A 26341-nucleotide genomic window follows, 5' to 3' on the forward strand; every position below is an offset into this window, starting at 1 on the left:
ATCTTAATAGCTATTAAACACATGCGAACTGAAGGACTTTCCTCCCGCATTTCGGTTCAAATAACTTTGAATTCCATCAGTTGATTTTACGGTAATATCAATTGGTACACTGCCAGGAAGATATTTTTGAGCAGCATTCTGTAGGTATTGAGTAAAACTGATGATTTCAGTTTGACTATAAAATTGAGTTGTAATGTTAATGTGCATTCCTTGAAGTTGCTTACCCTTGTATTGAGCCTGTGCAGTAATCCCACTCAAGTTAGGGAAGAAATTTTGAACCTGTGACTTAAATTGATTAAACGCAGATAAATCATTCGTATTAGGTCCCTTAGAACCATTGGCAATCGGGAACACATATGATTTTTCATTAATTGGTTTCCATGAGTTTACAGACGTCGTGCCCGGATTGTTAACCGATGAGGCAAAGAAATTACCACCAGTCAAACTATCGTTTGGAGCTTGCTTGTACAATGCAATCACGATTGGAATATTCTTTAATTCTTTATTCTGTCTCAATCGTTTAAGGATCGTGTTAGCCATCTCCTTACCTTGTTTCTCAACCACATCATCGGGGATCTTCTGTTGATACTGGCTCCCATACTTCTGTTTAGTGTAGTAGTACACTGAATTGATCCCAAGGCCAATGGTCATACCCTTCATGGTCATTTTATTACCATTTGGAACTAAGAAGTCTTGTTCATCCATTTGTTGCAAGTACATTGGGGTTACTTTTCCCTTTTGTTGCGATGGATTTAGTCCCTCCGGGTTTTGCTTTGACTTACGATCAAGCCACTTCTCGGCAGTGTCAGTAGAGATGTATTGTCCCTCCTGAAAAACATACTTATCAGTCGAAAAATTCTGCTTGGAAATTCCAAGCAAACCGTTCTGAAATCCTTTCAAGTTAAACTGATTATCATTTTGTTGAATGTCAACTCCACGCGATTTACTAGTTTGATAATGTCCATCCTTAATAACACTCTGATAATTCTTACCACCAGTTTCCCCGGTTAATTGTGTATTCTTATTATTTGTATTAGTGGTACTCTTGTTAGTACTCCCACAAGCTACTAACATTAATGCGCTAGCCGCCACCATTAAAATTACTTTTAAGCGTCTCAACTTAAATTCCTCCGACTTCTTATCATTCTTTTTGCATTTCATTTTTAAAATGATCTTCATCCCAAACCGGAACCGAAAGAGATTGAGCTTTGGTTAGCTTACTACCTGCATCCTCTCCCGCAATTACTAGGTCGGTATTTTTAGAAACACTACTTGTGACATCCGCTCCATGGTTTTCAAGCCATTCACTGGCTTGACCCCTAGTTAAATCAACCAACTTTCCGGTCAATACAACTCGTTTACCATTGAAAAAGTTATCTGGTTGTACTATCTCTTCATTATTTACATAGTCCATATTAACACCAACATCAACGAGTTCGCCAATTAATTCTCTACTATCAGCGTTTTCAAAATAAGTATGAACACTATCAGCAATAACTTGACCAATGGTGTCAATTGAGGCGATTTCTTCGACACTTGATTTCATGAGAGCATCCATGGTTTTAAAGTGGGCAGCAATTAATCGCGCTGCTTTAGCACCGACGTGTCTGATGCCCAATCCAAAAAGCAATCTTTCAAGTGAATTGCTCCGACTACTATCAATGGCAGAAAGTAAATTGTTAGCAGACTTGTCACCAAACTTATCAAGAGTTAGTAGTTCATCATAACTAAGGTGATACAAGCTGGCCACATCCGAGACCATTTTTTTATCAAACAACTGCTTCACAATCTTAGGACCCAAACCATCAATATCCATTGCATTTCTAGAAGCAAAATGATTAATTTGTTCCACCAGCTGTGCTGGACACTTCGGATTAATACAACGTAAGGCAACCTCACCATCTAAGTGGACTAATTTAGCACCACATGAAGGACATCGATCTGGGATAACATATGGCTTAGAATCTTTTGGCCTTAAATCAGGAAGATACCTTTCAACCTCCGGAATAATGTCGCCAGCTTTATACAAAACAACTGTATCATCGACACGGATATCTTTTTTCTCAATATAATCAGGATTATGAAGTGACGCTCTTGAAACGGTAGTACCGGCCAATTGCACTGGATCCATGATTGCGGTAGGAGTTACCACTCCCGTTCTTCCAACGGTCCACTCAATCTTTTTAATTTTAGTATGAACTTCTTCTGGCGGAAACTTGTAAGCGATCGCCCACTTCGGGACTTTAACCGTATGCCCAATTTCCATTTGTAAAGGAAGCGAATTGGTCTTAATCACAATGCCATCGATACCAAAGGTGAGATTATCTCTTGCTGCTGAATACTTTTTAATGTAAGCATCAATCTGATCCATATTGTCAGCCACTTGATAATGCTCATTGATGGTAAAGCCTAATTCTTTTAGTTCCTCTAAAAGTCCACTTTGAGTGGTAGCCTTTAAATCGTCATAATTAGCAACGTTATACATAAAAGTACTTAAGTGGCGATCCTTAGTAACTTTTGGATCCAATTGTCGAAGACTCCCGGCAGCAGCATTTCTCGGATTAGCAAACGTTGGTTTTCCGTCATCTTGTCGTCGTTCATTTAACTTTAAAAAGGCTTCTTTTCCCATATAACATTCGCCACGTACTTCAATATCAATGGGTCGACTTAATTTTTTAGGGATTGATGGGATGGTTTTTAAATTTTCAGTGATATCCTCACCAATTTGTCCATTTCCCCTAGTCGATCCCTGCACGAACACCCCATGCTCATAACGAAGTGAAATAGCTAGTCCATCGATCTTCAACTCACAATTATACTCAGTATCTTGAGGATAATTGTGCTTGAGTCGAATCACAAAATCCTTAAGCTCTTGGGGTGAAAATACGTCACCCAGTGAAAGCATTGGAATCTCGTGATTGACCTTTGTAAATTCATTCGAAGTTGCCCCACCAACGTGCTGAGTCGGTGAATCAGGAGTGATAATTGCTGGAAACTTAGCTTCCAGATCCTGCAAGCGAGCATAGTTTCGATCATATTCCGCATCTTCTACGGTTGGCTGATCCTGTTCATAGTACTGTTTTCCCCACTTAATTAACTTTGGTCTTAGTTCTGAGGCCTCTTTTTTTGCTTCACTTTCATTAACCTGATCCATTGGAATCTTAAACAATCTTACCACTCCCTTACTTAATCGATTGAATTTTTGTTATGGGTGCAAATGCAGCTAATAGACGTTTAATTCCTTTTTCTGGAAAGGCAATGTCAAGTTCCATATCTTCACCGGTTCCATTAATTTTAACAACAGTTCCAGTTCCCCACGCCTTGTGTTTGACTTTATCACCAATATTCCATGACTTCTTGTCAGCACCAGTTCCTTGGGGTTTTTCGACTCGTTTGTTAGGTCGATGATATGGTTCACTAAAGGCTCGATTGGTTCGTTTATTATACTCACTACTGGTGTCAAATGGAGTCTTAGGTCCCGTTGGAATTGAACTCTCATTATCCAATACATCCGAATTAATTTCATCCATAAATCGTGACTCGGGATTATTTTGCATTCTACCATATAACATTCGTGAATATGCATTTGTCATATAGAGTTTGGTCTGAGCCCGCGTAATTCCCACATAGGCTAACCGTCGTTCTTCTTCTAACTCACTTTCCTTTTCAGTAGCTCGACTAAGAGGAAAAATTCCTTCTTCCATCCCAACCATAAAGACGACTGGAAATTCAAGTCCTTTAGCAGCATGCAAAGTCATTAAAGTCACCTGTTTAGCCGATTCATCAACATCGTCTTGAGCCGATACAAGGGCCAGATCCGCCAAAAAATCTGTCAAACGACTATCACTACTACCAGTCTGTTCATCATACTTTAAATCAGAATCTTTTGTGACAGAAAGAAATTCTTCAATATTCTCAATCCGTGTCTGTGACTCCAGTGAATTGGTTTTCTTTAGATCAGCCATATATCCAGATTGATCCAAAAGTGCTTCGGTAATTTCCGTAACGGTCATATCCTTTTGCTTTTTTTGAACGTTTGATATGACATTAGCAAAATTAGCAATGGCATTTCGAGCACGACTGGAGATATTATTGGCCAAGTCAACATTTTGAGCTGCTTCTAGTAGATTCCATCCATTATCTGCTGCAAACATTCTCAACTTTTCCACACTTGAACTACCAATTCCGCGCTTAGGAACGTTAACAACCCGTTCAAAACTTAATGAATCACTAGGATTAGCAATGAGAGTCAAATACGAAAGAATGTCCCGGATTTCCTTACGGTCGTAGAATTTATGCCCACCAACCATCGTGTACGGAATATTTGATTTCAAGAAGGTCTCTTCGATTACACGAGACTGGGCATTCGTCCGGTACAAGACCGCAAAATCATTATAAGAATAATGATGTTTACTGACCTCATCTTTAATCTTAGACACCACGTAATGGGCCTCACTAGCCTCACTTTGAGCACGATAGTACGTTATTTTTTCGCCAGTATCATTTTCCGTCCACAAATTCTTATCTTTTCTCTCGGCATTGTTTTGAATAACGTCGTTTGCGGCACTTAAAATATTCTTAGTTGAACGATAATTCTGTTCCAGTTTCACAACGTGTGCATTTTTATAGTCATTTTCAAAATCCAAGATATTATTCATGTTAGCACCACGCCAACCATAAATGCTCTGATCAGCGTCACCCACTACACACAAATTTTGATACTTTTTGGCAAGCATTGATACTAATTTATACTGTGCTTCATTGGTATCCTGATATTCATCGACATGGATGTAATGAAACTTATCTTGATAATAATTCAAAACCTCTGGATATTGTTTAAACAATCTAATCGTAAGCATAATCAAATCATCAAAATCGACAGCTTGATTTTCTTGAAGTCGCTTTTGATATTCGAAATATACCTGTGAAACCACTTCTTCAAATGGACTGTTAGCTGAATGTGACTTTTGATAATCTCGTGGAGTCTGTAAATTATTCTTAGCATTTGAAATGGCACTTAAAATAGCCCTTGGATCATTCTTTTTCGGGTCTAGATCTAAGTCTTTTAAAATTCGTTTTACAAGGGTCTTTTGTTCTCCTGAATCAGTGATAGAAAAAGCACGATTATAACCTAATTTATCAATGTCACGTCTCAAGATTCTCACGCCAAGTGCGTGAAAAGTTGATACCCAAACATCGTCACCACCGACGCCAAGTAATTTACTAACACGTTCCTTCATTTCGCGAGCAGCTTTGTTGGTAAATGTAATCGCCAAAATATTCCATGGCATCACACCTTTTTTCTCAATTAGATAAGCAATTCGATGAGTGAGCACCCTGGTCTTACCACTTCCAGCACCAGCCATAATCAAAAGTGGACCCTCAGTTTGTTCTACCGCCTCTTGTTGCTTATCGTTCATTGTCTTTAGTAGGTCTGTCTTTGACACGTTAACCAATCCTCTCGCTTTGTAAATCCATCATTAATTATAGCAAAATAGAGCCGACAAATTGCCGACTCTTCAATTTTAATAACATTTAATTTTTGGTCCAAATTCCTGTATTCACAATTCGATTAAACGTCTCTTCGACCGAATTGGTTGGAATTAAAATCACTCCAACCACATCATCATCACGTGCATTATTGTGATAATTAAAATAAAATTGCCAGTTTGGTTGAAGGATTCGTTGTCTAAGAACCTGTTCATATTGCTTTTTCGTAAACAAACGAGCAACCACATCACTAATCTTATTAATCTTAGCTAATGGCAACCCTGAAATGGCCCGAAGATGTTGATCATACTCGCTGATATCAGTAGCTAAATTAAACAAAAAACCGGCATTATTAACGGTTGGATCAATGTTTGTAACGTAAATGTTTTGATCAGCCGTTACACCGAACGATACCTCAAATGAACCAACGTATTTAACATTTTTGCCGATTTGATTAACAATTCTAATCATTTCGTTAATAACGTTAGAATCTGTTTTGGAAGTATCAGTACTTACCGTTTGGAGCATGTTCCCTAAATAACTGGTTTTAACGGCGGGAAATTGTTGTAAATCTTCTTTTACTGATTTAGTAGCAATAATTGCGTATTCGAAACGGTAAGGAACGTAAGATTCCAGTATATATGGACCCCTTTTTAACATATCAGAAGCAAGTGCAATATCATTTGATTCGTTAATAACTAGTTGTTGGTTATTAGTCATGTGTCGTTGAATTGGCTTTAAAATTGCAGGATATCCAATTGAATCAATTGCTTGATAGATATCTTCCAAGTTAATAATAGTGACGTATGGTGACGTATTGACGTTAATTTGATCAAAAAAGGCCCTTTCCATCACACGGTCCTGACTAATCTCTAAAAGGGATTCGCCTTGAGGAACATAAGTATACTTTTCGATTTCACTAATAACCTGAGGATCAATGTCATTTGAAACGTATGTAACTAAATCACACTTCTCAGAAAATTCCCTTAAAGTATCAACATCATTAACGTCACCTGTAAATGCGTAATCAGATTGTCTAGCGATCTCGCTATCTGAATTAGAACTATAGGTGGCAATTTTCAATCCCGCGTCGCGGGCCACGTTAACTAGTTGCGTACTACTAAAATAGTCACCAATAATTCCAATTGTGCTTCCTGGGTAGAGTAATACTGAATCCATAGTTTAACCTCCAATAAATCTTTTGCTACATCATTGTTTATCGTATTGATTAAGATGATACTTTTTAATGATTTTAATTATTTTGTCTGCATAAGCCGGGTCTGTTGCATATCCATCGGTACTGAGAGCCTTGGCAGAATCAACGTAATTGTCCGCCGACACAACTTCTTTATATTGCATGGGGTTCCAGTCTGTTCCATGAGCTAGTAAAACAGCATGATCTTCAATTGACTCATCCCAATTATCGTAAACGCGAAAACTTCCGTGAACCATTGCGGGTGATCCACTCGTATATTCAGTCGTGTCCAAAGTGACACTCTTTTGTCCAGCACCCGCTTTAACACCAAAAAGATTATTATACTTTGAAGCCAAAGTACTCTGGCCCCAATCTGATTCTAAAATAGCCTGAGCAAGGGTAATGCTAGTCAAAATTTTATACTTCCGTTGCATCTCAACTGACTTCGGTAAAATCTTGTTGATAAATTCCTTATGTTGAACACTAACATTATTTTGTTCATACTGCGGGTTAAAATGAGAATTGCCTAAAATCATCACAGCACCAACGAACATGACTAACAGGATTAGCACGGTCAGGACATAAGCAACTAACTTATTTTGCTTTTGCTTCTTTTTCCTAGCCAAACTAACCCTCCTTACAAATAAATTTACTGTTTAAATTGTACTACAAAAATGTTAAAAATTGACAAATGTTAATTATTCGTTTATATTTCATTAGTTGAATACAATTGGAGGTGGTCAGTTTGGCAAAGAAACACGATGAACAAACGGAGACCGAAAAATCACCCTTTGAAGTTGGCGATGAAGTATCGTTTAAACTTGAAAAGAATGATTTTACTGGTTATATCGATAAAGCTTACAATAATGCCTTTTTGATTACATTTGAATCTGATGATCCAGAAATAATTGATAAGTATCATAACAAGACCGTTATTAATCACAAAGATCTTAAAATGATTAAGCAAGCTCCACGAATTCAAAAAGATCCTGATGAGGGACCAGATGACGATTCAAAACAAGATGGTGACAAAAAATCATCGGACGCATCAAAGTAACAAAAAGCAGATCGTAATGATCTGCTTTTTATTTTTGGATTACTTTATCTAACGAAATAATGATAATTGGACAAACAATTGCTGTAATAATCATTTCTATCAGACCATTGGTTCCAACTACCCCTAATAAGGCATAGATAATTTTGTCAACACTCACATGGTATAGGATTGGAGCTTGCTTTCGATTAAAAATATAAATAAATAACAGCACTAAAATTGTATTGGTCATGGAACCCAAAGCGCATGCAATCACAAGTGAAAGCTTATTATTAAGTAATTTTTTTAACCATTTGTAGGAAAAGTAAGCAACTACCGGAATTAGGGCCCGCGGTAAAATGGCCGTAATCGGATTCTCAAAGACAAGTGGAGCAATTGGACTAGTAGGCCACGTAAAGGCCCTGACAAACACAATTACACCCCAGAGCGTGCCAAGAATAAAGCCATCCTTTAAACCAAGCACTAAGGTTGCCACAATCACGGTAATTGGAATTAACGTAATGCTTAGTGGACCAACCGGAATATATCCTAAAATAGGAACAAAATTTTGAATCAAAATAATGGCAATAAAAACTGACAAAATTGCAATATGATAATTTCGTGTCTTTTTCATTTTAAATTCACCCATTTAATAAAAAAGCGCTCATGCGGACATGAGCGACAAAATATAATCTTCTGATTAACGTTTTGAGAATTGACCAGCCTTACGAGCTTTCTTAAGGCCGGGTTTCTTACGTTCCTTCATACGAGGGTCACGTGTTAATAAACCAGCCTTCTTGAGGGATTCTCTAAAGTCTGGATCAACTTCAAGTAAAGCACGTGCAATTCCTAAACGAACAGCACCAGCTTGTCCTGAATATCCACCACCATTAACGTTAGCTAATGTGTCATAGTTACCAAGTGTCTCAGTAACATTGTATGGTTGTAAAATGATTTCTCTTAAATTAGGAAATGGAATGTAATCTTCAACATCTTTGTCATTGATTACAACTTTTCCAGTACCTGGTACTAAGCGTACACGAGCAACTGAATCTTTACGGCGACCTGTGCCGGTATATTGTACTTTAGCCAATTGTGTTTCCTCCTTAAATTAGGTTCTTAATATCAAGAACTTCTGGTTTTTGAGCTTCATGAGTGTGATCTTCACCTGCATAAACGTGAAGTTTCTTAGCGATTTGACGACCTAATGTACCGTGAGGAAGCATACCTTTAACTGAAGTTTCGATAAGTCGATCAGGCTTCTCTGCTCTCATTTGACCAGCAGTAATTGACTTAAGTCCACCAATGTAAGATGTGTGGTGATAATAAATCTTGCCACTAGCTTTCTTACCAGACAATGCAACTTTAGATGCATTGATTACAATAACATTGTCACCTGTATCTACGTTTGGCGTAAATGTAGGTTTGTTTTTTCCGCGTAAAATAGAAGCAACGACACTTGAGAGACGACCTAATTCAACGCCATCTGCGTCAATAACGTACCACTTGCGATCTACTTCGCCGGGTTTAGCCATATATGTTGTATGCACTTTTAATTCCTCCATGTTTCCGTGTTTGTTCGACACCTAATAAGTTTCCGGGGCTTATCGTGGGGCAAACAATACCAGTTACAATAGTACTAACATTTCTTCTGAAAGTCAAATTCATTTTAATCATCTGGATGATGTTTTCGTTTTGAATGTTTTGGATCATCTCCTGGATAATAAACCCTTTTTAAGTACAAGCCATTAGCTGGCATTGTTAAACGTGCTTCGTTTCGATCCTTCACTTTGAACAATCGTTGGATATCATGAACTGGCCGCTTTCCCCGTCCAATCTCCATCAGCACCCCAACCATAATCCGAATTTGATTATACATAAAACCATCACCATAAAACTCGAACTGCATCTCATTAGTAACTTTATCTAAGTTAGCATCAACTGAGAAAATTGTACGAACCCGACTCCCCTCCTTTGCACCAGAAGCAACAAAAGACGAAAAGTCATGTTTGCCAACGTAATCATGAATGGCTTCTTCGATCCAATTGAAATTAACGGGAAAACGCCAATGGGCAGTATAATTTCTTTTAAATGGATTGGTAAAGCGCCCCAAATCCAACCGATACAAGTACTTTTTCCCAGTTACATCATAACGAGCATGAAAATCAGCATTAACCCTCTGCACACTTATTATTTCAATATCCAAAGGACACATACTGTTTAGTCCCTTTAGCATACTTTCCTCACCTAGATCATAAGGAAAGTCAAAATGGGCAACCTGACCTAGGGCATGAACACCTGCGTCAGTTCTTCCAGATCCATAAAGTAAAACATGCTTGCCACTTTTTTGGGCCATTTTGTTAATAATATTAGTTAAAGTTCCTTCCACCGTTCGCTGCTTTGGCTGCATTTGAAAGCCAGCAAATTTAGTCCCATCATATGCAAATGTAATTTTATACCGAGTTTTCATCTAATTCCTCACTAAAATAATTACAACCGTTAAAACCATCATGACCCCTAAAGCAACCCAATCAAGGACCGTCCAAGAGACGAGCTGATAATGAGTTCGCTTGACCTCATCAGAATATCCACGAGCTTCCATGGCATCTGCAAGGTGTTCAGCATGACGAAAAGAAGAAACAAACAAAGGAATAATCAGCGATATTAGGCTTTTAGCCCTTTTCATTAATTTACCCTTACCAAAATCGACGCCCCGTGCTCTCTGAGCGTTCATAATGTCATTTAACTCATCAATGAGGGTGGGGATGAATTGCAGTGCAATTGAAACCATCATCCCAATCGTTTCAGTGGGAACCTTAACCCACTTAAGCGGTCTCAGAATCGTCTCAACTCCAAGTGCAATCATCGATGGACTGGTTGTGATGGTCAAAATAGTAGCAATCGTGATAATGAGGACCAATCGAATAAATATCATGACCGCATTAATAATTCCCGACGAAGTGATGGAAATAAACCATAAATGAAAATAAACCGTTCCGCCATGGCCAAAAAACACTTGAATCAAGACCGTAAAAATAATTAGCCACAGAATGGGTTTGATCCCCTTTAGAAGCATCTTAATTCGAGAATGAGATGAGTATATCAGTACCAACGTAAAAAGCGTCATACATCCATAACTGACCCAATTATTGCACATCAAAATAAGCGTAATAATGATAACGGAGCCTAAAATCTTAAACGCTGGATTTAAACGATGAATGAATGAATTTCCAGGAAAGTATTTTCCAAACACAAATTGATCGATTCTACTTCACTCCACTTCGTTTTTGCGTAATTTCGTTAACAACTTCATCCGCTGTTAACGGAATCTTTTTTAATCTGATGCCTCGATTAATTAAATCATAGTATATCTGGACAGAATCAGGAAGCGCTAATGAATTTTGATCGATTAACTTGTAATTGCTGAATAATTCCCTGGGAGTTGAATCAGAACACACTTTTCCATCATTCATAACCACAACACGGGTAGCATTTTGTGCCACCACATCCATATCGTGAGTAACCATGATGATGGTTACTCCATTTTTGTTTAGTTGCTTGATAATCTTTAATATCTCAGTCTTGCCACTAGGATCCAATCCCACCGTTGGTTCATCTAAAATGAGAACGGTTGGATCACATGCAATCGTTCCAGCAATTGCGACCCGACGCATTTGACCGCCAGACAACTCAAAGGGTGAACGAGAATACAGTTCTTTATTAATGCCAACAATCGAAAGCGCCTGAATGGCTCTCTTTTTTGCAACTGCTTCATTTTCGCCAAAATTAAGTGGACCAAAAGATACATCTTTTAGAACATTATCTTCAAACAGTTGTTTTTCCGGAAACTGGAAAATCATCCCGACTTTTTTTCTGAGCTCACTTAGGTTATGGTTGTTAGTTTCACTGTTAATTTTGATTTTGCCAACGGTAACACTCCCTGAAGTCGGTTTCAATAATCCGTTAATCATCTGAACTAACGTTGACTTTCCGCTACCAGTTTTTCCAACAACACCCAAAAATTCACCCTTATTAATCTTTAAACTGACATTACTTAAAGCCTGTCTTTCTGATGGCAGACCGGGTTGATAGACAAAATCAACGTTACTTAAAATAATGTGCTTATCCATTGGCTCATCCCCTCATCATCCATGTACTTGTCAGTAATGTCATATCCTGCATCAAGGAATTTCTGCCTTAACTTCTCACTAAAGGGAAGATCTAGATCCATATCAGCAATTAATTGATGCTTCTGAAAAAAAGCACTTGGTTTTCCGTCAAATACAATTTTATTATTATTAAGTGCTAATATCCGATCGGATTTAGCCGTCACATTGATATCATGCGTAATCGAGAGAATTGTCATATTTTGTTTTTGATTTAATTTGTTGACAACTTGATGAATTTGTCTAGTAGCTAAAGGATCTAGCATACTTGTCGCTTCATCTAGAATTAAAATTTTAGGATCAAGCACAATTGCTCCTGCAATTGCGACCCGTTGCTTCTGTCCACCAGAAAGACTACTGGGAATCTCGTCTCGATATTCCCACATTCCTACCTTTTCTAACGCCGATTTAACTTTTGGCTTCATCGCTTCTCTTGGAACCGCCCGATTTTCAAGTCCAAACGCAACGTCACTTGCTACCGTGGCACCAACAAATTGATCATCTGGATTTTGAAAAACTAAGCCAATTGCTTTTCTTGTTTCGCGGTCATTACCATGAGAGTCCAACCTGATCCCATCTACCACAATTTCTCCCTCACTAGGAGTTAGAAGACCATCAACCAGTTTGGCAATGGTACTTTTACCACTCCCGTTCCGACCGATTAATGAAATATATTCACCTCGTTCGCACTGAAAAGAGACATCATCTAATACCTTATGATCATCTTCATTATTATACCTAAAAGAAAGATTGGAAACATTAATGATTGGATTCATGGAATCAGCTCTCCTATTATTAAAATTATGTATAAAAAAATCACTAAAAGATTAAGGCGCATGGAGTTAACCACATTCAAGCTAGACTTGGAAAATCCATCATCGTAACACTTTATACCTTTAACCTTAGTGATTCCTATAGTGAAATATTTATTATTCTTAACAAATATCGAAATTATTCGACAAATTGCAAGATTACCATTGGTGCACCGTCACCACGACGAGGCATTGTTTTAAGAATACGTGTGTAACCACCGTTTCGGTCCGTATACTTTGGTGCTACTTCGTCAAATAACTTTTGTAATGCACTAGTTACTTTGATACTATCTCCGTCTTCTTTTACATCAGCAATGGTGTTTTGCAAGTAAGCTGCAGCTTGACGACGAGCATTCAAGTCACCCTTCTTGCCCAAGGTAACCATCTTGTCGGCTAATGATCTAACATCCTTAGCGCGAGCTTCTGTTGTTTTGATTTGACCGTTAACAATTAAGTCAGTAGTCAAATTACGAAGCAAAGCACGACGTTGAGCACTCGTACGTTGTAATTTGCGATAACTCATAACCGGATATCCTCCTTTTTAGTCTTCTTTACGTAAAGATAGTCCTAATGCTGCTAATTTTTCTTTAACTTCATCGAGTGACTTACGGCCAAGATTTCTAACCTTCATCATGTCAGCTTCAGACTTATCAGTTAATTCTTGAACAGTATTAATTCCAGCACGTTTCAAACAATTGTAAGAACGAACTGAAAGATCCAATTCTTCAATTGACATTTCAAGCATTTTTTCTTTATGGCTTTCTTCCTTCTCAACCATAACATTGGCATTCTTTGCTCTGTCAGTTAAATCAATAAATAATTGGAAATGTTGATTTAAGATCTTAGCTGCCAAACTAATTGCATCAGAAGGTGTAATTGAACCATTAGTCCAAACGTCTAACGTCAATTTGTCGTAATCATCACGTTGACCAACACGTGCATCTTCTACTTGATAATTAACACGTTCGATTGGGGTATAAATAGAATCAACTGGTAGAACACCAATTGGCATACCATCGTTTTTGGCTTTGTTTTCTTCAGCAGAAACGTAGCCGCGACCTTTGTTGGCAGTCATGTTCATGTGGAATGTAGTTCCGTCAGCAACCGTTGCAATGTGCAAATCCGGATTTAAAATTTCAACATCACTATCAGTTACGATATCACCTGCGGTTACATCGGCTGGTCCAGTTACATTAATACTCATTGACTTTGTTTCATTGTCATCTGAGTTAATTTTCAAATTAATCTTTTTAACGTTTAAGATAATTTGAGTAACATCTTCAACTACACCCTTTACAGTTGAAAATTCGTGTAGAACACCATCAATTTGGATGCTAGTAACCGCAGCTCCTGGTAATGAAGCCAACAAGACACGTCTAAGTGAATTGCCTAAAGTGGTACCATATCCTCTTTCGAGTGGTTCTACAACTATTTCACCATAGTTGTCTGTTTCTTCAATTTTGTGAATGTTTGGCTTTTCAAATTCAATCATTGTAGTCTCTACCCCTTTCAAAACGCATTGAGTAATTTAAAACTTTAACGTTCATTAAATATTAAACTCTACGACGTTTTGGAGGACGAGAACCATTGTGTGGAACTGGAGTTACATCACGAATTGCAGCAACTTCCAAACCAGTACTTTGTAAAGCACGAATAGCTGACTCACGACCAGATCCAGGACCCTTAACAGCAACTTCTACTGATTTCATTCCATGTTCCATTGCAGTCTTAGCAGCTGCTTCAGCAGCCATTTGAGCAGCAAATGGGGTAGACTTACGACTTCCACGGAATCCCAATGCACCAGCTGATGACCAAGCAATAGCATTCCCTTGAACATCGGTAATCATAACCAAAGTGTTATTAAAAGTTGAGTGAATGTGTGCTACACCAGACTCAACGTTTTTTCTTGCTTTACGCTTACGAGTATTTTTAGTTTTAGCCATAGAAACTGATAGCCTCCTTCTTTATTATTTTTTACCAGCGATTGTGGTTTTCTTACCTTTTCTTGTACGTGCGTTATTTTTCGTGTGTTGACCTCTAACAGGTAAACCGCGACGATGACGCATCCCACGATATGAACCGATTTCTTGAAGAGTCTTGATACTCATAGTAACTTCTCTACGTAAGTCACCTTCGATTGTGTAACCATCAAGAGCTTCTCTGATCTTATCTTCTTGATCAGGTGTTAAATCACGTACACGAACGTCTTCTGATACCCCAGCTTTTTTCAAAACTTGCTGAGCAGTTGTGTTTCCAACACCATAAATGTATGTTAACGCAATAACAATTCGCTTATCACGTGGTAAATCAACTCCGGCAATACGAGCCATTAAAGTCCACCTCCTATAATTTTAATTTATTTATTTTCCTTGTCTTTGCTTGTGCTTAGGGTTTACAGGGCAAACCACCATCACACGGCCTTTTCTCTTAATAATCTTACAATGTTCACACATTTTTTTTACTGATGGACGTACTTTCATTTTTTATAACCTCCTATATGAAGGGTTTACTTAAATCGATAAGTAATTCGACCCTTTGTTAAATCATACGGTGACATTTCAACGGTTACACGATCTCCTGGTAGGATCCGAATGTAATGCATTCTGATCTTGCCAGAAACGTGTGCCAAAATTTCATGACCATTTTCAAGCTCGACCTTAAACATTGCATTAGGTAAAGTCTCTGAAACCTTACCCTCAACTTCAATTACATTATTTTTAGACACGAATAATCCTCCAAAATTACTAAACTCGTAAGTATCACTTACAAATAGACACACAAACTATAATATACCACATCACTGACATTCCAGCAATCAAACGACAATTTACTAATTTAAATTGCTTAGAATTTTCTCAATGTCGTTACTAACGTCTGCAATATCTCGATCACCCTTAACTGAATGCAAAATGCCGCGATCCTTGTAAAAGTCAATTAAAGGAGCATTACTCTTTTCATTGATTTTCAGACGATTCTTGACAGTTTCAGGTTTATCATCACTTCTTTGATAGAAGACGTGAGCACCGCAAACATCACAAGTACCATCAACTATAGGTTTTTTATATAATTTATGATAAGTTGCGCCACAGTTTTTGCAGATGAAACGACCCGACAAACGTTTGATTAAAACACTTGGATCGACTTCAATATTAATAACTGCATTCAACTCTTTGCTCATTTTCCTAGTCATTTCCTCAAGACTTTTAGCCTGATCAATGTTTCTAGGAAAACCATCTAACAAATAACCTTTGTCAGTATCAGGTTGTTTAAGACGATCCTCAACAATCCCACAGGTAACATCATTAGGAACTAATTCACCCTTATCGATGTATTGTTGAGCCTTAATTCCCATGGGAGTTTTGTTTTTCATTGCTGCCCTAAATATGTCTCCAGTTGAAATATGTGGAATCCCATATTTTTCAACAATGAATTCAGCTTGAGTACCTTTTCCAGCTCCTGGAAGACCCATTAGTAATAAATTCATTGACATTTAAATTCCTCCACTACTTGTTATCATCCGGAGTACTTTGAATAAATCCAACGTACTCTTTTCTCATCATTAATCCTCTAATTTGTTGAATGGTTTCAATAGCAACTCCAACGATAATCAAGAGGTTAGTACCACCTAGTCCAATTGATTCGTTTAAGTTCCAAACATTTTGTGCAATCAATGGAATTAGAGAAACAACACCCAAGAACAAAGCACCAACGGTACTAAGTCTCATCAACAATCGAGAAATATATAACTGAGTTTCACGACCAGGCCATACTCCCGGAATGTAGCTACCTTGTTTTTGTAAGTTTTCCGACAATTTCTGTGGATTAACTTGAACAAACGCATAGAAGAAAGTAAATACAACAATTAAGAGGGTGTAAAACGCAGCTCCAAGTGGGGTCTGCATGTTAAACAACTTACTTAAAAATTCATACCATCCGGATCCTTGAAAGTTTTTGGTGAAAAACATCAAAATCGTTTGAGGAGTGGAAATAAATGCACTTGCGAAAATAACTGGAATAACTCCAGCGACGTTAACCTTCAAGGGAAGGTAACTGCTGTCTGGTGAACCTGATGTTCTTCTAGTATATTGAATTGGAATTCTACGTTCGGCTTGTTGTACCCAAGTAACAAAGGTAACAATAATCAAAATTACAATAATCAAGGCAATAATGAAAAGAGCTGGCTTCCAAATTTCATTCATTGGTGTACCTTCAACGTATTGACGATAAACACTCATAATTCCACTTGGCATTTCAGCAACAATTCCAGCAAAGATGATCATTGAAACTCCCTGACCAATTCCTTTGTCAGTAATCATGTCGCCCATCCACGTAGTGAGCATTGTACCAGCAGTCAAAATTAAACCAATACTAATGTACGTTCCCATTCCAGGGTTCTTAACTAAATGAAGACTACTCAAAGCATTAAATCCAGCAGTAATACCAATTGATTGGACAAATGCCAAAACAATCGTTAACCATCTTGTTACCTGATCCAGTTTTTGCCTTCCGACTTCACCTTGTTTTCCCCATTCAACGAATCGAGGAACGATATCCATCTGAAGTAACTGAACAACAATTTGTGCAGTAATGTATGGTGAAACTCCCATTGCAAATAATGAGTAATTAGTTAATCCACCACCACTAAACATATTCAATACATTAACTAAACCTGAGGATGCAACACTTTGCAAAGCTTCCGCATTGATTCCAGGCACAGTAATGTAAGCACCTAAACGGAAAACTGCCAATATAAAAAGGGTAAATAAAATCCTTTTTCTAATATCTTTTTCTTCAAAGGCATTCTTTAAGGTAGTGAACATTAAATCACCTCAGCTTTACCGCCGGCATCTTCAATTGCTTTTTCAGCACTCTTTGAGAATTTGTTAGCTTTAACAGTGAGCTTCTTAGTTAACTTGCCATCTGCAAGAACTTTAACGCCATCATTTGAGCCCTTAATCATTCCAGCTTGAATCAATACATCTGGAGTTACTTCTGAGCCATCATCAAAATTATCTAAATCAGCTAAGTTAACGATCGCTAAAACTTTTCTGTTGAAGTTGGTAAATCCACGTTTTGGAATTTGACGGTATAAAGGCATTTGGCCACCTTCAAAACCAACACGAGTTTTGCCACGAGCCTTTTGACCTTTTTGGCCACGACCTGAAGTCTTACCTTTACTACCAAGACCACGACCTAAACGAGTTCTTGATGAACGTGAACCGTCAGCAGCTTTTAATTCATTTAACTTCATTAAATTGCACCTCCCTATCTTTTAAAGAATATTAATCAACTTGTTCAACCTTAATTAAATGAGCAATCTTGAATAGAGCTCCACGAGTTGCTTCATTATCAGGTTTAATAACACTACTATTTACTCGTCCCAATCCAAGGGCCTTAACAATCTTACGTTGTTTAGGGAGACGGTGAGCAGCACTATGAACTAAAGTAATCTTTAATTGAGCCATCTTCTAACCCCTCCTTATTATTCGGTTAAGTGATCTGATGAGACACCACGTAATGATGAAATTTCTTCAGCATTCTTAAGTTCCTTAAGACCTTCAAAAGTTGCACGAATTACGTTTACAGGTGTATCAGAGCCTAAACGCTTACTAGTAACATCGTTTACACCAGCTAATTCCATAACTGAGCGAACGGCACCACCGGCAGCAACTCCGGAACCTTCTTCAGCAGGCTTCAACATAATCTTTCCACCGCCGAAACGACCGATAACTTCGTGAGGGATAGTAGTTCCAACGATTGGAACTTCAATTAAGTTCTTTTGGGCACTATCAACGGCTTTTCTGATCGCTTCAGGAACTTCTTGAGCTTTACCAGTACCAAAGCCAACGTGGCCATTCTTGTCACCAACAACAACTAATGCAGCAAAACGTAGTCGACGACCACCCTTAACAACCTTAGTAATTCGGTTGATAGCAACAACGTTATCTTCTAAGTCCAGTTTGTCTGGATTAATAAACTTTGCCATGTGCGTTATATTCCTCCTTTTTTAAAATTCAAGTCCATTTTCACGTGCTGCATCTGCAAGGGCTTGTACACGTCCGTGATATAAGTATCCACCACGATCAAAAACAACATTCTTAACATTCTTTTCAACTGCACGCTTAGCAACTAAAGCACCAACGCTTGCGGCTTGTTCTGATTTGTTGTCTCCGGAAACTTCCTTGTCAACAGTTGAGGCACTAGCTAGCGTTACACCCTTTACGTCATCAATAACTTGAGCGTAAATGTTTTTATTAGAACGGAAAACGTTCAAACGTGGGCACTCAGCAGTACCAGAAATTTTACTTCTAACACGATTATGACGAACTTTACGTGTTTTATTCTTGTCTGGTTTGGAAATCAAAATAGTCACCTCTTATTTTTTATATTGTTAAATTACTTACCAGTCTTACCTTCCTTGAGGGTAATATGTTCATTTTCATATCTAATTCCTTTACCCTTGTAAGGTTCTGGTGAACGGTATGAACGAACTTCGGCAGCAAAATCACCAACATGTTGCTTGTTGATCCCACTAATGTTAATAGTAGTGTTATCTGGAACAGCTACGGTAAGATCTTCTGGAACTTGAACTTCAACGGGGTTTGAGTAACCAACGTTTAGAGTCAAAGTACTACCTTTTAATTGAGCACGATATCCAACTCCAACTAGCTTAAGTGTCTTGTGGAATCCATTTGTAACACCTTCAACCATGTTATTGAAGTTAGCACGTGTTGTACCGTGTAGGGCACGTTCTTTGTTGTCATACTTACCAGTTGGAGTGAAGTTCACTTCGTTACCTTTAACTTGCATTTTAATTTCTGGTGAAATTGTAGCATTTAAAGTACCCTTTGGTCCTTTAACAGTTACGTTAGTACCTCTATGATTTACTTCAACACCGTCTGGAAGATCAACAGTTTTATAACCAATTCTACTCATATTAACACCTCCAATTCTTTTTTAATTTTTACCAAACGTATGCTAATACTTCGCCACCGACTTTTTTGTCTCTAGCTTCTTTATCAGTAATAACACCATCTGAAGTTGAAATGATAGCAATTCCTAAACCGTTTAAAACTTTAGGAACATCATCTGATTTAACATATGAACGTAATCCTGGCTTTGAAATTCGCTTCAAACCAGTGATTACACGTTGATTATCTTTTCCATACTTAAGGTATACACGGATAACACCTTGTTTATCGTCATCGATGTATTCCACATCGCGTACAAAGCCTTCACGCTTCAAAATTTCAGCAATGTTTCTTTTGATTTTTGATGCAGGAACGTCAACTGAATCGTGTCTAGCCATATTGGCATTACGAATTCGAGTTAAAAAGTCTGCAATTGGATCTGTCATGGACATAAACGTGAAACCTCCTTTTCAGTTTTATTATTTTACCAACTAGCTTTTTTCATGCCAGGAATTTGACCCTTATGGGCAAGTTGTCTTAAACAAATTCGGCATAAGTGAAACTTTTGGTAAACCGCACGAGGTCGACCACAACGTTCACAACGAGTGTAATTCTGTGTTGAGAACTTAGCTGGACGTTCACTTTTTTTAATTAATGATTTTTTAGCCAATATTAAACCTCCTATTTAGCGAATGGCATTCCGAATTGAGCTAATAATTCATGTGATTCTTCATCCGTATTAGCGGTTGTTACAAGTACGATATCTAAACCTCTAACACGGTTAACATCATCGTAATTAATTTCTGGGAAAATTAGTTGTTCTTTGATACCCAATGTGTAATTTCCACGACCATCAAATGATTTGTTGCTTACACCGTGGAAATCTCGAACACGTGGCAATGAAACATTAACTAACTTATCCAAGAAGTCATACATTCTTTCTCCTCTTAATGTAACTTTGGCACCAATTGGCATTCCTTCTCTAAGACGGAAACCGGCAATTGATTTTTTAGCCTTAGTTACGATAGGCTTTTGTCCAGAAATTAAACTTAATTCATGAACCGCCTCATCAAGGTTTTTAGAATTTGTTACAGCATCACCAACACCCATGTTTAAAACGATCTTGTCAAGTTTTGGGGCTTCCATAACTGATGAGTAATCAAATTTCTTAACGAGCGTTGGGAGAATATCTTCTTTGTATCTTTCTTCTAAGCGAGCTGCCATGCGATTAATTTCCTCCTTTCAATTCCAATCCTAATCGATTGGTTTTTGTGATTTTTTTGAAATACGAACTTTTTTACCATCTTTAACCACGAAGCTTACTTTTGTAGGTTCGTTAGTAGATGGATCAATTAACATTACATTTGAAGCATCAATTGGAGCATCAACGTCAGCAATTCCACCTTGGGGATTGTCTTGTGAAGCTTTTTGATGTTTCTTGATCTTGTTGATTCCTTCAACAACTACACGGTTCTTAGCAGCAATGGTTTTAACGACTTTGCCGTCTTTACCCTTGTCTTTACCACTAATAACACGAACTTTGTCACCAGTTTTCAAGAACATAATCCTGGCACCTCCTTGTTTTCCAATAGTATTAAAGTACTTCAGGCGCTAATGAAACGATCTTCATAAAATTATTACTACGTAATTCACGAGCTACCGGACCGAAAATACGGGTACCTTTAGGACTCTTATCATCGTTAATCAAAACAGCGGCATTTTCGTCGAAACGAATATATGAACCGTCAGTTCTATGTGCAGCAGACTTAGTTCTGACTACAACGGCCTTAACGACGTCTCCTTTTTTGACAACGCCACCTGGTGTTGCTTGTTTAACAGTAGCAACAATCACATCACCGATACCTGCATATCTAACTCTTGAACCACCTAGGACTTTGATAGTCAAAAGTTCACGTGCTCCAGAGTTGTCAGCAACCTTTAAACGACTCTCTTGTTGGATCATGGTTAGTGTCCTCCCTTCAACTTAAAATCAGAATACGATAGATAAAAAAGCTAGATAATAACTGCCTTTTCAACAACGTCTACTAGACGGAAGCGCTTAGTCTTAGACAATGGACGAGTTTCCATGATGTCAACAATATCGTTAACTTTTGCTTCGTTATTTTCATCTTGAACTTTATATTTCTTAGAATATTTAATACGTTTCCCGTAAGTTGGATGAGTCTTGTAAGTTTCAACGACAACAGTAATGGTTTTGTCCATCTTATCTGAAACCACACGACCTCTGTAACTTTTACGTTCGTTACGTTCTTCGCTCATAAAGTATTAACCTTCCTTTCTATCGTATTCTATTTCTTCAGTTCTTGTTGTCTAAGTGCTGTCTTGATTCTAGCGATTGTCTTTCTGACAGTCTTCAATCTAGCAGTATTTTCCAATTGACCAGTGGCTAATTGAAAACGAAGATTAAACAATTCTTTCTTGTAATCTTGTTCCTTAGCCCGCATTTCATCAGTGGTTAATTCATTAATTTCTTTAGCCTTCATTTGATTCGCCACCTACTTCCTCACGTTTAATAACTCGGGTTCTAACAGGCAACTTCATTGAAGCTAAACGTAAAGCTTCTTCAGCAGTTTCTTTGGAAACACCACCAACTTCGAAAAGAACCTTTCCGCGCTTGACAGTTGAAACCCAACCAGCTGGGGTACCTTTACCTTTACCCATTCGAACACCGATACCTTTTTCAGTATATGATTTTTGAGGGAAAATTTTGATCCAAACTTTTCCACCACGTTTCATATAACGAGTCATGGCAACACGGCAAGCTTCGATTTGTCGGTTACTGATCCAATGTGAATCAAGTGCTTGCAAACCATAATCACCAAAAGTAACAGTGTTTCCACCCTTTGAGTGACCACGCAACTTACCTCTGTGCTGTCTTCTGAACTTAACACGTTTAGGTACTAGCATGCTTATTTCCCTCCTTTTTCAGTTTTTTCCTCCGGTTTATCGGGCAAAACTTCACCACGGTTGATCCAAGTCTTAACACCGATTTTACCGTAAGTAGTATCTGCTTCATTCCATGAATAGTCAATATCAGCTCTAAGTGTATGAAGTGGAACACTTCCGTCTGAATATCTTTCAATTCGTGTCATATCAGCACCATTTAAACGACCTGAAGATTGAACTTTAACGCCCTTAGCTCCAGAACGCATAACTCTTTGCATTGCCTGACGCATTGCACGACGGAATGCTACCCGACCTTCAAGCTGACTTGCAACGTTTTCACCAACAAGATCAGCTTCTAAATCAGGTTTTTTAACTTCAACAATATTGACATGAACCCGACGTCCCGTCAATTTGTTTAATTCTTTACGAAGACTTTCAACTTCTGCTCCACCTTTACCGATAACCATTCCTGGCTTGGCAGTATGGATAGAAACATTAACACGTTTTGCAGCACGCTCAATGTCAACACTTGATACAGAAGCATCAGCGAGTCTCTTTGCTAGATAGTTACGAATTTTTAAATCTTCGTTTAAGTATGAAGCGAATTTATCGTCGTTAGCATACCATTTAGCTTGCCAACCACGGTTAACGCCAATTCGTAAACCATTTGGATTAATTTTTTGACCCACGTTTATCCCTCCTACTTTTCTGACACTACAATTGTAATGTGACTAGTTCTTTTGTTGATTGGTGAAGCAGAACCCTTAGCACGGGGACGGAAACGTTTTAAAGTTGGTCCTTCGTTAACATATGCTTCACTAACAACTAGATCTTGACGATCTAAATCAAAATTATTTTCTGCATTTGCTACAGCTGACATCAAAACCTTTTCTACAACTGGTGAAGCACCTCTAGGGGTGAATTTCAAAATTGCAGTAGCTTCTGATACGCTTTTACCTCTAATAAGATCTACAACAAGGCGAACCTTACGAGCGGCGATACGAACAGTCTTTGCAGTAGCTTTTGCTGATGTAACTTGTTGTTCAGCCATTGGTTATCCTCCTTGCTTAAACTGTTTTTTTATCTGCGTCGCCATTTCCATGTCCATGGAAAGTACGCGTAGGTACGAATTCTCCGAGCTTGTGCCCCACCATGTCTTCTTGAATATAAACTGGGACATGTTTTCTACCATTGTAAACAGCAATGGTGTATCCAATAAAACTTGGGAAAATGGTTGAACGACGTGACCATGTTTTAATTACCGATTTTTTATCTTGATCTTTTTGTGCATCGATCTTTTTTAATAATGATTGATCGGCAAAAGGTCCCTTTTTTAAACTTCGACTCATTATGAAACCTCCTCTGCGATTACTCAATAAATAAATAATTCAGACTACATCTTTGAACCTTTACGGTGTCTAACAATAAACTTGTTTGAACGTGCTTTCTTTGATCTAGTCTTCTTACCAGTTGTCTTCTTATGCCATGGAGACAATGGACTTGGGTAACCAACTGGAGCCTTACCTTCACCACCACCATGTGGGTGATCGTTAGGGTTCATAACAGATCCACGTACGTGAGGTCTTTGACCACGGTAACGAGTTCTACCAGCTTTACCCCATACAACTAATCCATGTTCATCATTACCAACACTACCAATAGTAGCTCGGCAAACTGAAAGTACCATTCTAACTTCACCAGATGGTAATTTAACTAATGCATACTTTCCTTCGTTACCAAGTAACTGTGCTGAAGCTCCAGCAGAACGAACAAGTTGTCCACCTTTGCCAGGTTTCAATTCAATGTTAAAGATGGTTGAACCGACAGGAATATCAGCTAATTGAAGGGTATTACCAGCCTTAATATCAGCATCCTTACCAGATTCAACAACGTCTCCGACTTTTAATCCTTTAGGTGCAATGATGTATGATTTAATTCCGTCTTCATAAACGATTAAAGCAATATTTGCAGTTCTATTTGGATCATATTCGATGGTTTTAACGGTTGCAGGAACACCATCATGATCACGTTTGAAATCGATAAGACGGTATCGATGCTTGTTTCCGCCACCACGATGTCTAACAGTCATCTTACCTTGACTATTACGACCACCGCTGTGAGCATTTGACTCAACTAAACTTTTTTCTGGCACGTTAGTAGTAATTTCACTATAGTCAATACTAGTCATATTACGACGGCCATTAGTAGTTGGTTTGTACTTTTTTAGAGCCACGTTATTTCCCTCCTATTCAAAGATTATTCTTCTGAGAAAATTTTAATTTCGTCAGAATCGTTGGACAAAGTAACAATAGCCTTACGACGTTTCTTAGTACGTCCAACATATTGACCTTGTCGCTTTTTCTTACCTTTTACATTCATAATATTAACTTTAACAACTTTAACGTTAAAAATCTCTTCAACAGCATTTTTAACTTGAGTCTTAGTTGCTCGTACATCAACATCAAAAGTATATTTTTTGTCGTCCATTACATCAGTTGAAGCTTCAGTAACTACCGGACGTAAAATGATATCTCGTGCTTCCATTATGCGAGCACCTCCTCTACTTGAGAAAGAGCAGCCTTTGTAATAACAACCTTGTTGTTGTTTAATACATCAAGTGTGTTAACACCTTTAGCATTAATAACTTGCACATTTTCGATGTTTCTTGCAGAACGTGCAGCATTTTCATTGTTATCTTCCAAAACTACTAATGTTTTAGTTGATGCGTCAAGTTTCTTCAAAAGATCTGATAAATCTTTAGTTTTTGGAGCCTTGTAGTCTAATGAATCTACTACTACTAAATCATCATTTGCAACTTTTTCAGAAAGAACTGACTTAACAGCTAATCTAGTAACCTTCTTTGGAAGGTGATATGCATATGAACGAGTAGTTGGGCCGAAGACAACTCCACCGCCAACCCATTGTGGGGCACGAATAGAACCTTGACGAGCACGACCAGTACCTTTTTGACGCCATGGTTTCTTACCACCACCACGCACTTTACCTCTAGATTTAACACCATTAGTACCTTGGCGTTGTGATGCTCTTTGCATTACGACAGTGTCATAAACAACGTTTTCATTTGGTTCAACGGCAAAAACAGCATCGTTTAAATCAACTGTTCCTTGTTTACTACCATCTTGTTTGTATAATGTTACGCTTGCCATCTACGGTTCCTCCTTTCTTATTTTCTTGATTCAATAACAGATGTTTTAACTGTTACTAATGATTTGTTTGCACCAGGAACGTTACCCTTGATTAGTAGTACGTTGTTATCAACGTCAGCGTTAACGATTTCAAGGTCTTGAATGGTAACGCGATTGTTACCCATTCGTCCTGGTAATTTCATTCCTTTAACAACTCGGTTAATAATGACACCTAATGAACCGGGACGACGGTGATATCTTGATCCGTGAGTTTCAGGTCCACGACGTTGTCCATTTTTGTGGATGTTACCTTGGTAACCATGACCTTTAGTAGTACCCGTTACGTCAACGACGTCACCTGGTTGAAATACGTCAGCTTTAACTTCGTCTCCAACTTTGTAATCTCCCAAGTCAACATCTCTGATTTCACGAATGAAGCGCTTAGGAGTAGTTTTTGCTTTTTTAACATGACCTTGTTCAGGTTTGTTGCTTAATACTGGACGCTTGTCATCGAATCCAAGTTGAATTGCATCGTAACCATCTGATTTGCTGTTCTTAACCTGTAAGACAACATTAGGAGTTACATCAACAACAGTAACTGGAACGAGTTCTCCGTTATCAGTAAAAACTTGAGTCATTCCGACTTTTTTACCTAAGATTCCTTTTTTAGCCATGAGTACA

At 38.1% G+C, this 26341-nt stretch carries 41 protein-coding genes; 1 reads left to right on the top strand and 40 read right to left on the bottom strand.

The annotated features are described in order from the left end of the window. Positions 1 to 3: 3 nt before the first annotated feature. The 5 genes from AC6UD1_RS02085 to AC6UD1_RS02105 form a co-directional block, all read right to left on the bottom strand. Positions 4 to 1161 (bottom strand): CamS family sex pheromone protein, encoded by a 1158-nt coding sequence (locus AC6UD1_RS02085; RefSeq protein WP_500699295.1) that lies wholly within the window; start codon positions 1159 to 1161, stop codon positions 4 to 6. After that, positions 1142 to 3160, bottom strand: a complete 2019-nt coding sequence (gene ligA / locus AC6UD1_RS02090; protein WP_500693611.1) for an NAD-dependent DNA ligase LigA — start codon at positions 3158 to 3160, stop codon at positions 1142 to 1144. Before ligA ends, AC6UD1_RS02085 begins: the two co-directional genes overlap by 20 nt. A 22-nt stretch (positions 3161 to 3182) precedes the next feature. Next, on the bottom strand, positions 3183 to 5447 hold the full coding sequence (gene pcrA / locus AC6UD1_RS02095) for a DNA helicase PcrA (protein WP_500696542.1): 2265 nt from the start codon (positions 5445 to 5447) through the stop codon (positions 3183 to 3185). Positions 5448 to 5535: 88 nt separating this feature from the next. Then, a complete protein-coding gene (locus tag AC6UD1_RS02100) occupies positions 5536 to 6669 on the bottom strand; it encodes an ATP-grasp domain-containing protein (protein WP_500707186.1) in 1134 nt (377 codons plus the stop codon). 30 nt (positions 6670 to 6699) lie between these two features. Continuing rightward, positions 6700 to 7311, bottom strand: a complete 612-nt coding sequence (locus AC6UD1_RS02105) for a glycoside hydrolase family 73 protein (protein ID WP_500693569.1) — start codon at positions 7309 to 7311, stop codon at positions 6700 to 6702. A 119-nt stretch (positions 7312 to 7430) separates the two neighbouring features. Here AC6UD1_RS02105 and AC6UD1_RS02110 point away from each other — a divergent pair, with 119 nt between their 5' ends. Next, positions 7431 to 7742, top strand: a complete 312-nt coding sequence (locus tag AC6UD1_RS02110; protein WP_500693568.1) for a DUF2187 family protein — start codon at positions 7431 to 7433, stop codon at positions 7740 to 7742. 28 nt (positions 7743 to 7770) lie between these two features. Here the strand turns inward: AC6UD1_RS02110 and AC6UD1_RS02115 are convergent, their stop codons facing one another. The 35 genes from AC6UD1_RS02115 to rplC form a co-directional block, all read right to left on the bottom strand. Further along, on the bottom strand, positions 7771 to 8352 hold the full coding sequence (locus AC6UD1_RS02115) for an ECF transporter S component (RefSeq protein ID WP_500696540.1): 582 nt from the start codon (positions 8350 to 8352) through the stop codon (positions 7771 to 7773). A gap of 66 nt (positions 8353 to 8418) precedes the next feature. Beyond that, positions 8419 to 8811, bottom strand: a complete 393-nt coding sequence (rpsI, locus tag AC6UD1_RS02120; RefSeq protein WP_010022758.1) for a 30S ribosomal protein S9 — start codon at positions 8809 to 8811, stop codon at positions 8419 to 8421. A gap of 13 nt (positions 8812 to 8824) precedes the next feature. Continuing rightward, positions 8825 to 9268, bottom strand: a complete 444-nt coding sequence (gene rplM, locus AC6UD1_RS02125) for a 50S ribosomal protein L13 (RefSeq protein ID WP_500693566.1) — start codon at positions 9266 to 9268, stop codon at positions 8825 to 8827. Positions 9269 to 9387: 119 nt separating this feature from the next. After that, positions 9388 to 10188 (bottom strand): tRNA pseudouridine(38-40) synthase TruA, encoded by an 801-nt coding sequence (gene truA / locus AC6UD1_RS02130; RefSeq protein WP_500707187.1) that lies wholly within the window; start codon positions 10186 to 10188, stop codon positions 9388 to 9390. Further along, a complete protein-coding gene (locus AC6UD1_RS02135) occupies positions 10189 to 10971 on the bottom strand; it encodes an energy-coupling factor transporter transmembrane component T family protein (protein WP_500707189.1) in 783 nt (260 codons plus the stop codon). A gap of 13 nt (positions 10972 to 10984) precedes the next feature. Continuing rightward, a complete protein-coding gene (locus AC6UD1_RS02140) occupies positions 10985 to 11848 on the bottom strand; it encodes an energy-coupling factor transporter ATPase (RefSeq protein WP_500695227.1) in 864 nt (287 codons plus the stop codon). Further along, the gene (locus AC6UD1_RS02145; RefSeq protein WP_500695228.1) at positions 11827 to 12660 is read right to left on the bottom strand and encodes an energy-coupling factor transporter ATPase; all 834 of its coding nucleotides are present in this window, start codon (positions 12658 to 12660) and stop codon (positions 11827 to 11829) included. The genes AC6UD1_RS02140 and AC6UD1_RS02145 overlap by 22 nt, the downstream gene beginning before the upstream one ends. A gap of 175 nt (positions 12661 to 12835) precedes the next feature. After that, entirely contained in the window at positions 12836 to 13219 is a 384-nt protein-coding gene (gene rplQ, locus AC6UD1_RS02150) for a 50S ribosomal protein L17 (RefSeq protein ID WP_500693561.1), read from the bottom strand. Between the two features lie 18 nt (positions 13220 to 13237). Next, positions 13238 to 14188, bottom strand: coding sequence for a DNA-directed RNA polymerase subunit alpha (locus AC6UD1_RS02155; RefSeq protein ID WP_500693560.1), 951 nt, complete (start codon positions 14186 to 14188; stop codon positions 13238 to 13240). Positions 14189 to 14249: 61 nt separating this feature from the next. After that, positions 14250 to 14639, bottom strand: a complete 390-nt coding sequence (gene rpsK, locus AC6UD1_RS02160) for a 30S ribosomal protein S11 (RefSeq protein WP_010022745.1) — start codon at positions 14637 to 14639, stop codon at positions 14250 to 14252. A 24-nt stretch (positions 14640 to 14663) separates the two neighbouring features. Then, a complete protein-coding gene (rpsM, locus tag AC6UD1_RS02165; RefSeq protein WP_500693559.1) occupies positions 14664 to 15026 on the bottom strand; it encodes a 30S ribosomal protein S13 in 363 nt (120 codons plus the stop codon). 30 nt (positions 15027 to 15056) lie between these two features. After that, positions 15057 to 15176 carry a 50S ribosomal protein L36 gene (gene rpmJ, locus AC6UD1_RS02170; protein WP_010022743.1) on the bottom strand — a complete coding sequence of 40 codons (120 nt, stop codon included), beginning with the start codon at positions 15174 to 15176 and terminating at the stop codon, positions 15057 to 15059. A 26-nt stretch (positions 15177 to 15202) separates the two neighbouring features. Beyond that, positions 15203 to 15421, bottom strand: coding sequence for a translation initiation factor IF-1 (gene infA / locus AC6UD1_RS02175; protein WP_010022742.1), 219 nt, complete (start codon positions 15419 to 15421; stop codon positions 15203 to 15205). Between the two features lie 105 nt (positions 15422 to 15526). Beyond that, a complete protein-coding gene (locus tag AC6UD1_RS02180; protein WP_500693558.1) occupies positions 15527 to 16186 on the bottom strand; it encodes an adenylate kinase in 660 nt (219 codons plus the stop codon). 13 nt (positions 16187 to 16199) lie between these two features. Next, positions 16200 to 17516 (bottom strand): preprotein translocase subunit SecY, encoded by a 1317-nt coding sequence (secY, locus tag AC6UD1_RS02185; RefSeq protein ID WP_500699280.1) that lies wholly within the window; start codon positions 17514 to 17516, stop codon positions 16200 to 16202. Then, a complete protein-coding gene (rplO, locus tag AC6UD1_RS02190) occupies positions 17516 to 17947 on the bottom strand; it encodes a 50S ribosomal protein L15 (RefSeq protein WP_500699278.1) in 432 nt (143 codons plus the stop codon). Before rplO ends, secY begins: the two co-directional genes overlap by 1 nt. A 31-nt stretch (positions 17948 to 17978) precedes the next feature. Then, a complete protein-coding gene (gene rpmD, locus AC6UD1_RS02195; RefSeq protein WP_500693555.1) occupies positions 17979 to 18161 on the bottom strand; it encodes a 50S ribosomal protein L30 in 183 nt (60 codons plus the stop codon). 17 nt (positions 18162 to 18178) lie between these two features. After that, positions 18179 to 18682 (bottom strand): 30S ribosomal protein S5, encoded by a 504-nt coding sequence (rpsE, locus tag AC6UD1_RS02200; protein WP_500693554.1) that lies wholly within the window; start codon positions 18680 to 18682, stop codon positions 18179 to 18181. Between the two features lie 21 nt (positions 18683 to 18703). Then, positions 18704 to 19060, bottom strand: a complete 357-nt coding sequence (rplR, locus tag AC6UD1_RS02205; protein ID WP_500693553.1) for a 50S ribosomal protein L18 — start codon at positions 19058 to 19060, stop codon at positions 18704 to 18706. 32 nt (positions 19061 to 19092) lie between these two features. After that, positions 19093 to 19632: a 50S ribosomal protein L6 gene (gene rplF / locus AC6UD1_RS02210; protein ID WP_500693552.1), complete on the bottom strand. Its 540-nt coding sequence runs from the start codon at positions 19630 to 19632 to the stop codon at positions 19093 to 19095. A 28-nt stretch (positions 19633 to 19660) separates the two neighbouring features. Continuing rightward, a complete protein-coding gene (gene rpsH, locus AC6UD1_RS02215) occupies positions 19661 to 20059 on the bottom strand; it encodes a 30S ribosomal protein S8 (protein WP_010022729.1) in 399 nt (132 codons plus the stop codon). A gap of 32 nt (positions 20060 to 20091) precedes the next feature. Next, positions 20092 to 20277 (bottom strand): type Z 30S ribosomal protein S14, encoded by a 186-nt coding sequence (locus tag AC6UD1_RS02220; RefSeq protein WP_010022727.1) that lies wholly within the window; start codon positions 20275 to 20277, stop codon positions 20092 to 20094. 11 nt (positions 20278 to 20288) lie between these two features. Further along, positions 20289 to 20831: a 50S ribosomal protein L5 gene (gene rplE, locus AC6UD1_RS02225; protein WP_500693551.1), complete on the bottom strand. Its 543-nt coding sequence runs from the start codon at positions 20829 to 20831 to the stop codon at positions 20289 to 20291. Positions 20832 to 20861: 30 nt separating this feature from the next. After that, positions 20862 to 21170, bottom strand: a complete 309-nt coding sequence (gene rplX / locus AC6UD1_RS02230) for a 50S ribosomal protein L24 (protein WP_500693550.1) — start codon at positions 21168 to 21170, stop codon at positions 20862 to 20864. A 31-nt stretch (positions 21171 to 21201) separates the two neighbouring features. Next, positions 21202 to 21570, bottom strand: coding sequence for a 50S ribosomal protein L14 (rplN, locus tag AC6UD1_RS02235; RefSeq protein ID WP_039144780.1), 369 nt, complete (start codon positions 21568 to 21570; stop codon positions 21202 to 21204). A 50-nt stretch (positions 21571 to 21620) separates the two neighbouring features. After that, positions 21621 to 21887, bottom strand: a complete 267-nt coding sequence (gene rpsQ / locus AC6UD1_RS02240) for a 30S ribosomal protein S17 (protein WP_039144781.1) — start codon at positions 21885 to 21887, stop codon at positions 21621 to 21623. A 29-nt stretch (positions 21888 to 21916) separates the two neighbouring features. Further along, the gene (gene rpmC / locus AC6UD1_RS02245; RefSeq protein WP_010022719.1) at positions 21917 to 22111 is read right to left on the bottom strand and encodes a 50S ribosomal protein L29; all 195 of its coding nucleotides are present in this window, start codon (positions 22109 to 22111) and stop codon (positions 21917 to 21919) included. Further along, on the bottom strand, positions 22101 to 22535 hold the full coding sequence (rplP, locus tag AC6UD1_RS02250; protein WP_500693549.1) for a 50S ribosomal protein L16: 435 nt from the start codon (positions 22533 to 22535) through the stop codon (positions 22101 to 22103). Before rplP ends, rpmC begins: the two co-directional genes overlap by 11 nt. A gap of 2 nt (positions 22536 to 22537) precedes the next feature. Continuing rightward, the gene (gene rpsC / locus AC6UD1_RS02255; RefSeq protein WP_500693548.1) at positions 22538 to 23203 is read right to left on the bottom strand and encodes a 30S ribosomal protein S3; all 666 of its coding nucleotides are present in this window, start codon (positions 23201 to 23203) and stop codon (positions 22538 to 22540) included. A gap of 11 nt (positions 23204 to 23214) precedes the next feature. Then, on the bottom strand, positions 23215 to 23565 hold the full coding sequence (gene rplV, locus AC6UD1_RS02260) for a 50S ribosomal protein L22 (RefSeq protein ID WP_010022715.1): 351 nt from the start codon (positions 23563 to 23565) through the stop codon (positions 23215 to 23217). A 16-nt stretch (positions 23566 to 23581) separates the two neighbouring features. Beyond that, on the bottom strand, positions 23582 to 23863 hold the full coding sequence (rpsS, locus tag AC6UD1_RS02265) for a 30S ribosomal protein S19 (protein WP_010022714.1): 282 nt from the start codon (positions 23861 to 23863) through the stop codon (positions 23582 to 23584). Positions 23864 to 23907: 44 nt separating this feature from the next. After that, positions 23908 to 24747 carry a 50S ribosomal protein L2 gene (gene rplB / locus AC6UD1_RS02270; protein WP_500693547.1) on the bottom strand — a complete coding sequence of 280 codons (840 nt, stop codon included), beginning with the start codon at positions 24745 to 24747 and terminating at the stop codon, positions 23908 to 23910. A gap of 23 nt (positions 24748 to 24770) precedes the next feature. Further along, positions 24771 to 25058 carry a 50S ribosomal protein L23 gene (gene rplW / locus AC6UD1_RS02275; protein ID WP_500693546.1) on the bottom strand — a complete coding sequence of 96 codons (288 nt, stop codon included), beginning with the start codon at positions 25056 to 25058 and terminating at the stop codon, positions 24771 to 24773. Beyond that, positions 25058 to 25681 carry a 50S ribosomal protein L4 gene (gene rplD, locus AC6UD1_RS02280; RefSeq protein WP_500695229.1) on the bottom strand — a complete coding sequence of 208 codons (624 nt, stop codon included), beginning with the start codon at positions 25679 to 25681 and terminating at the stop codon, positions 25058 to 25060. The genes rplW and rplD overlap by 1 nt, the downstream gene beginning before the upstream one ends. 17 nt (positions 25682 to 25698) lie before the next feature. After that, positions 25699 to 26334: a 50S ribosomal protein L3 gene (rplC, locus tag AC6UD1_RS02285; RefSeq protein ID WP_500693544.1), complete on the bottom strand. Its 636-nt coding sequence runs from the start codon at positions 26332 to 26334 to the stop codon at positions 25699 to 25701. Positions 26335 to 26341 lie beyond the last annotated feature (7 nt).

This window comes from Fructilactobacillus sp. X8R1C1 (genome assembly GCF_059900945.1).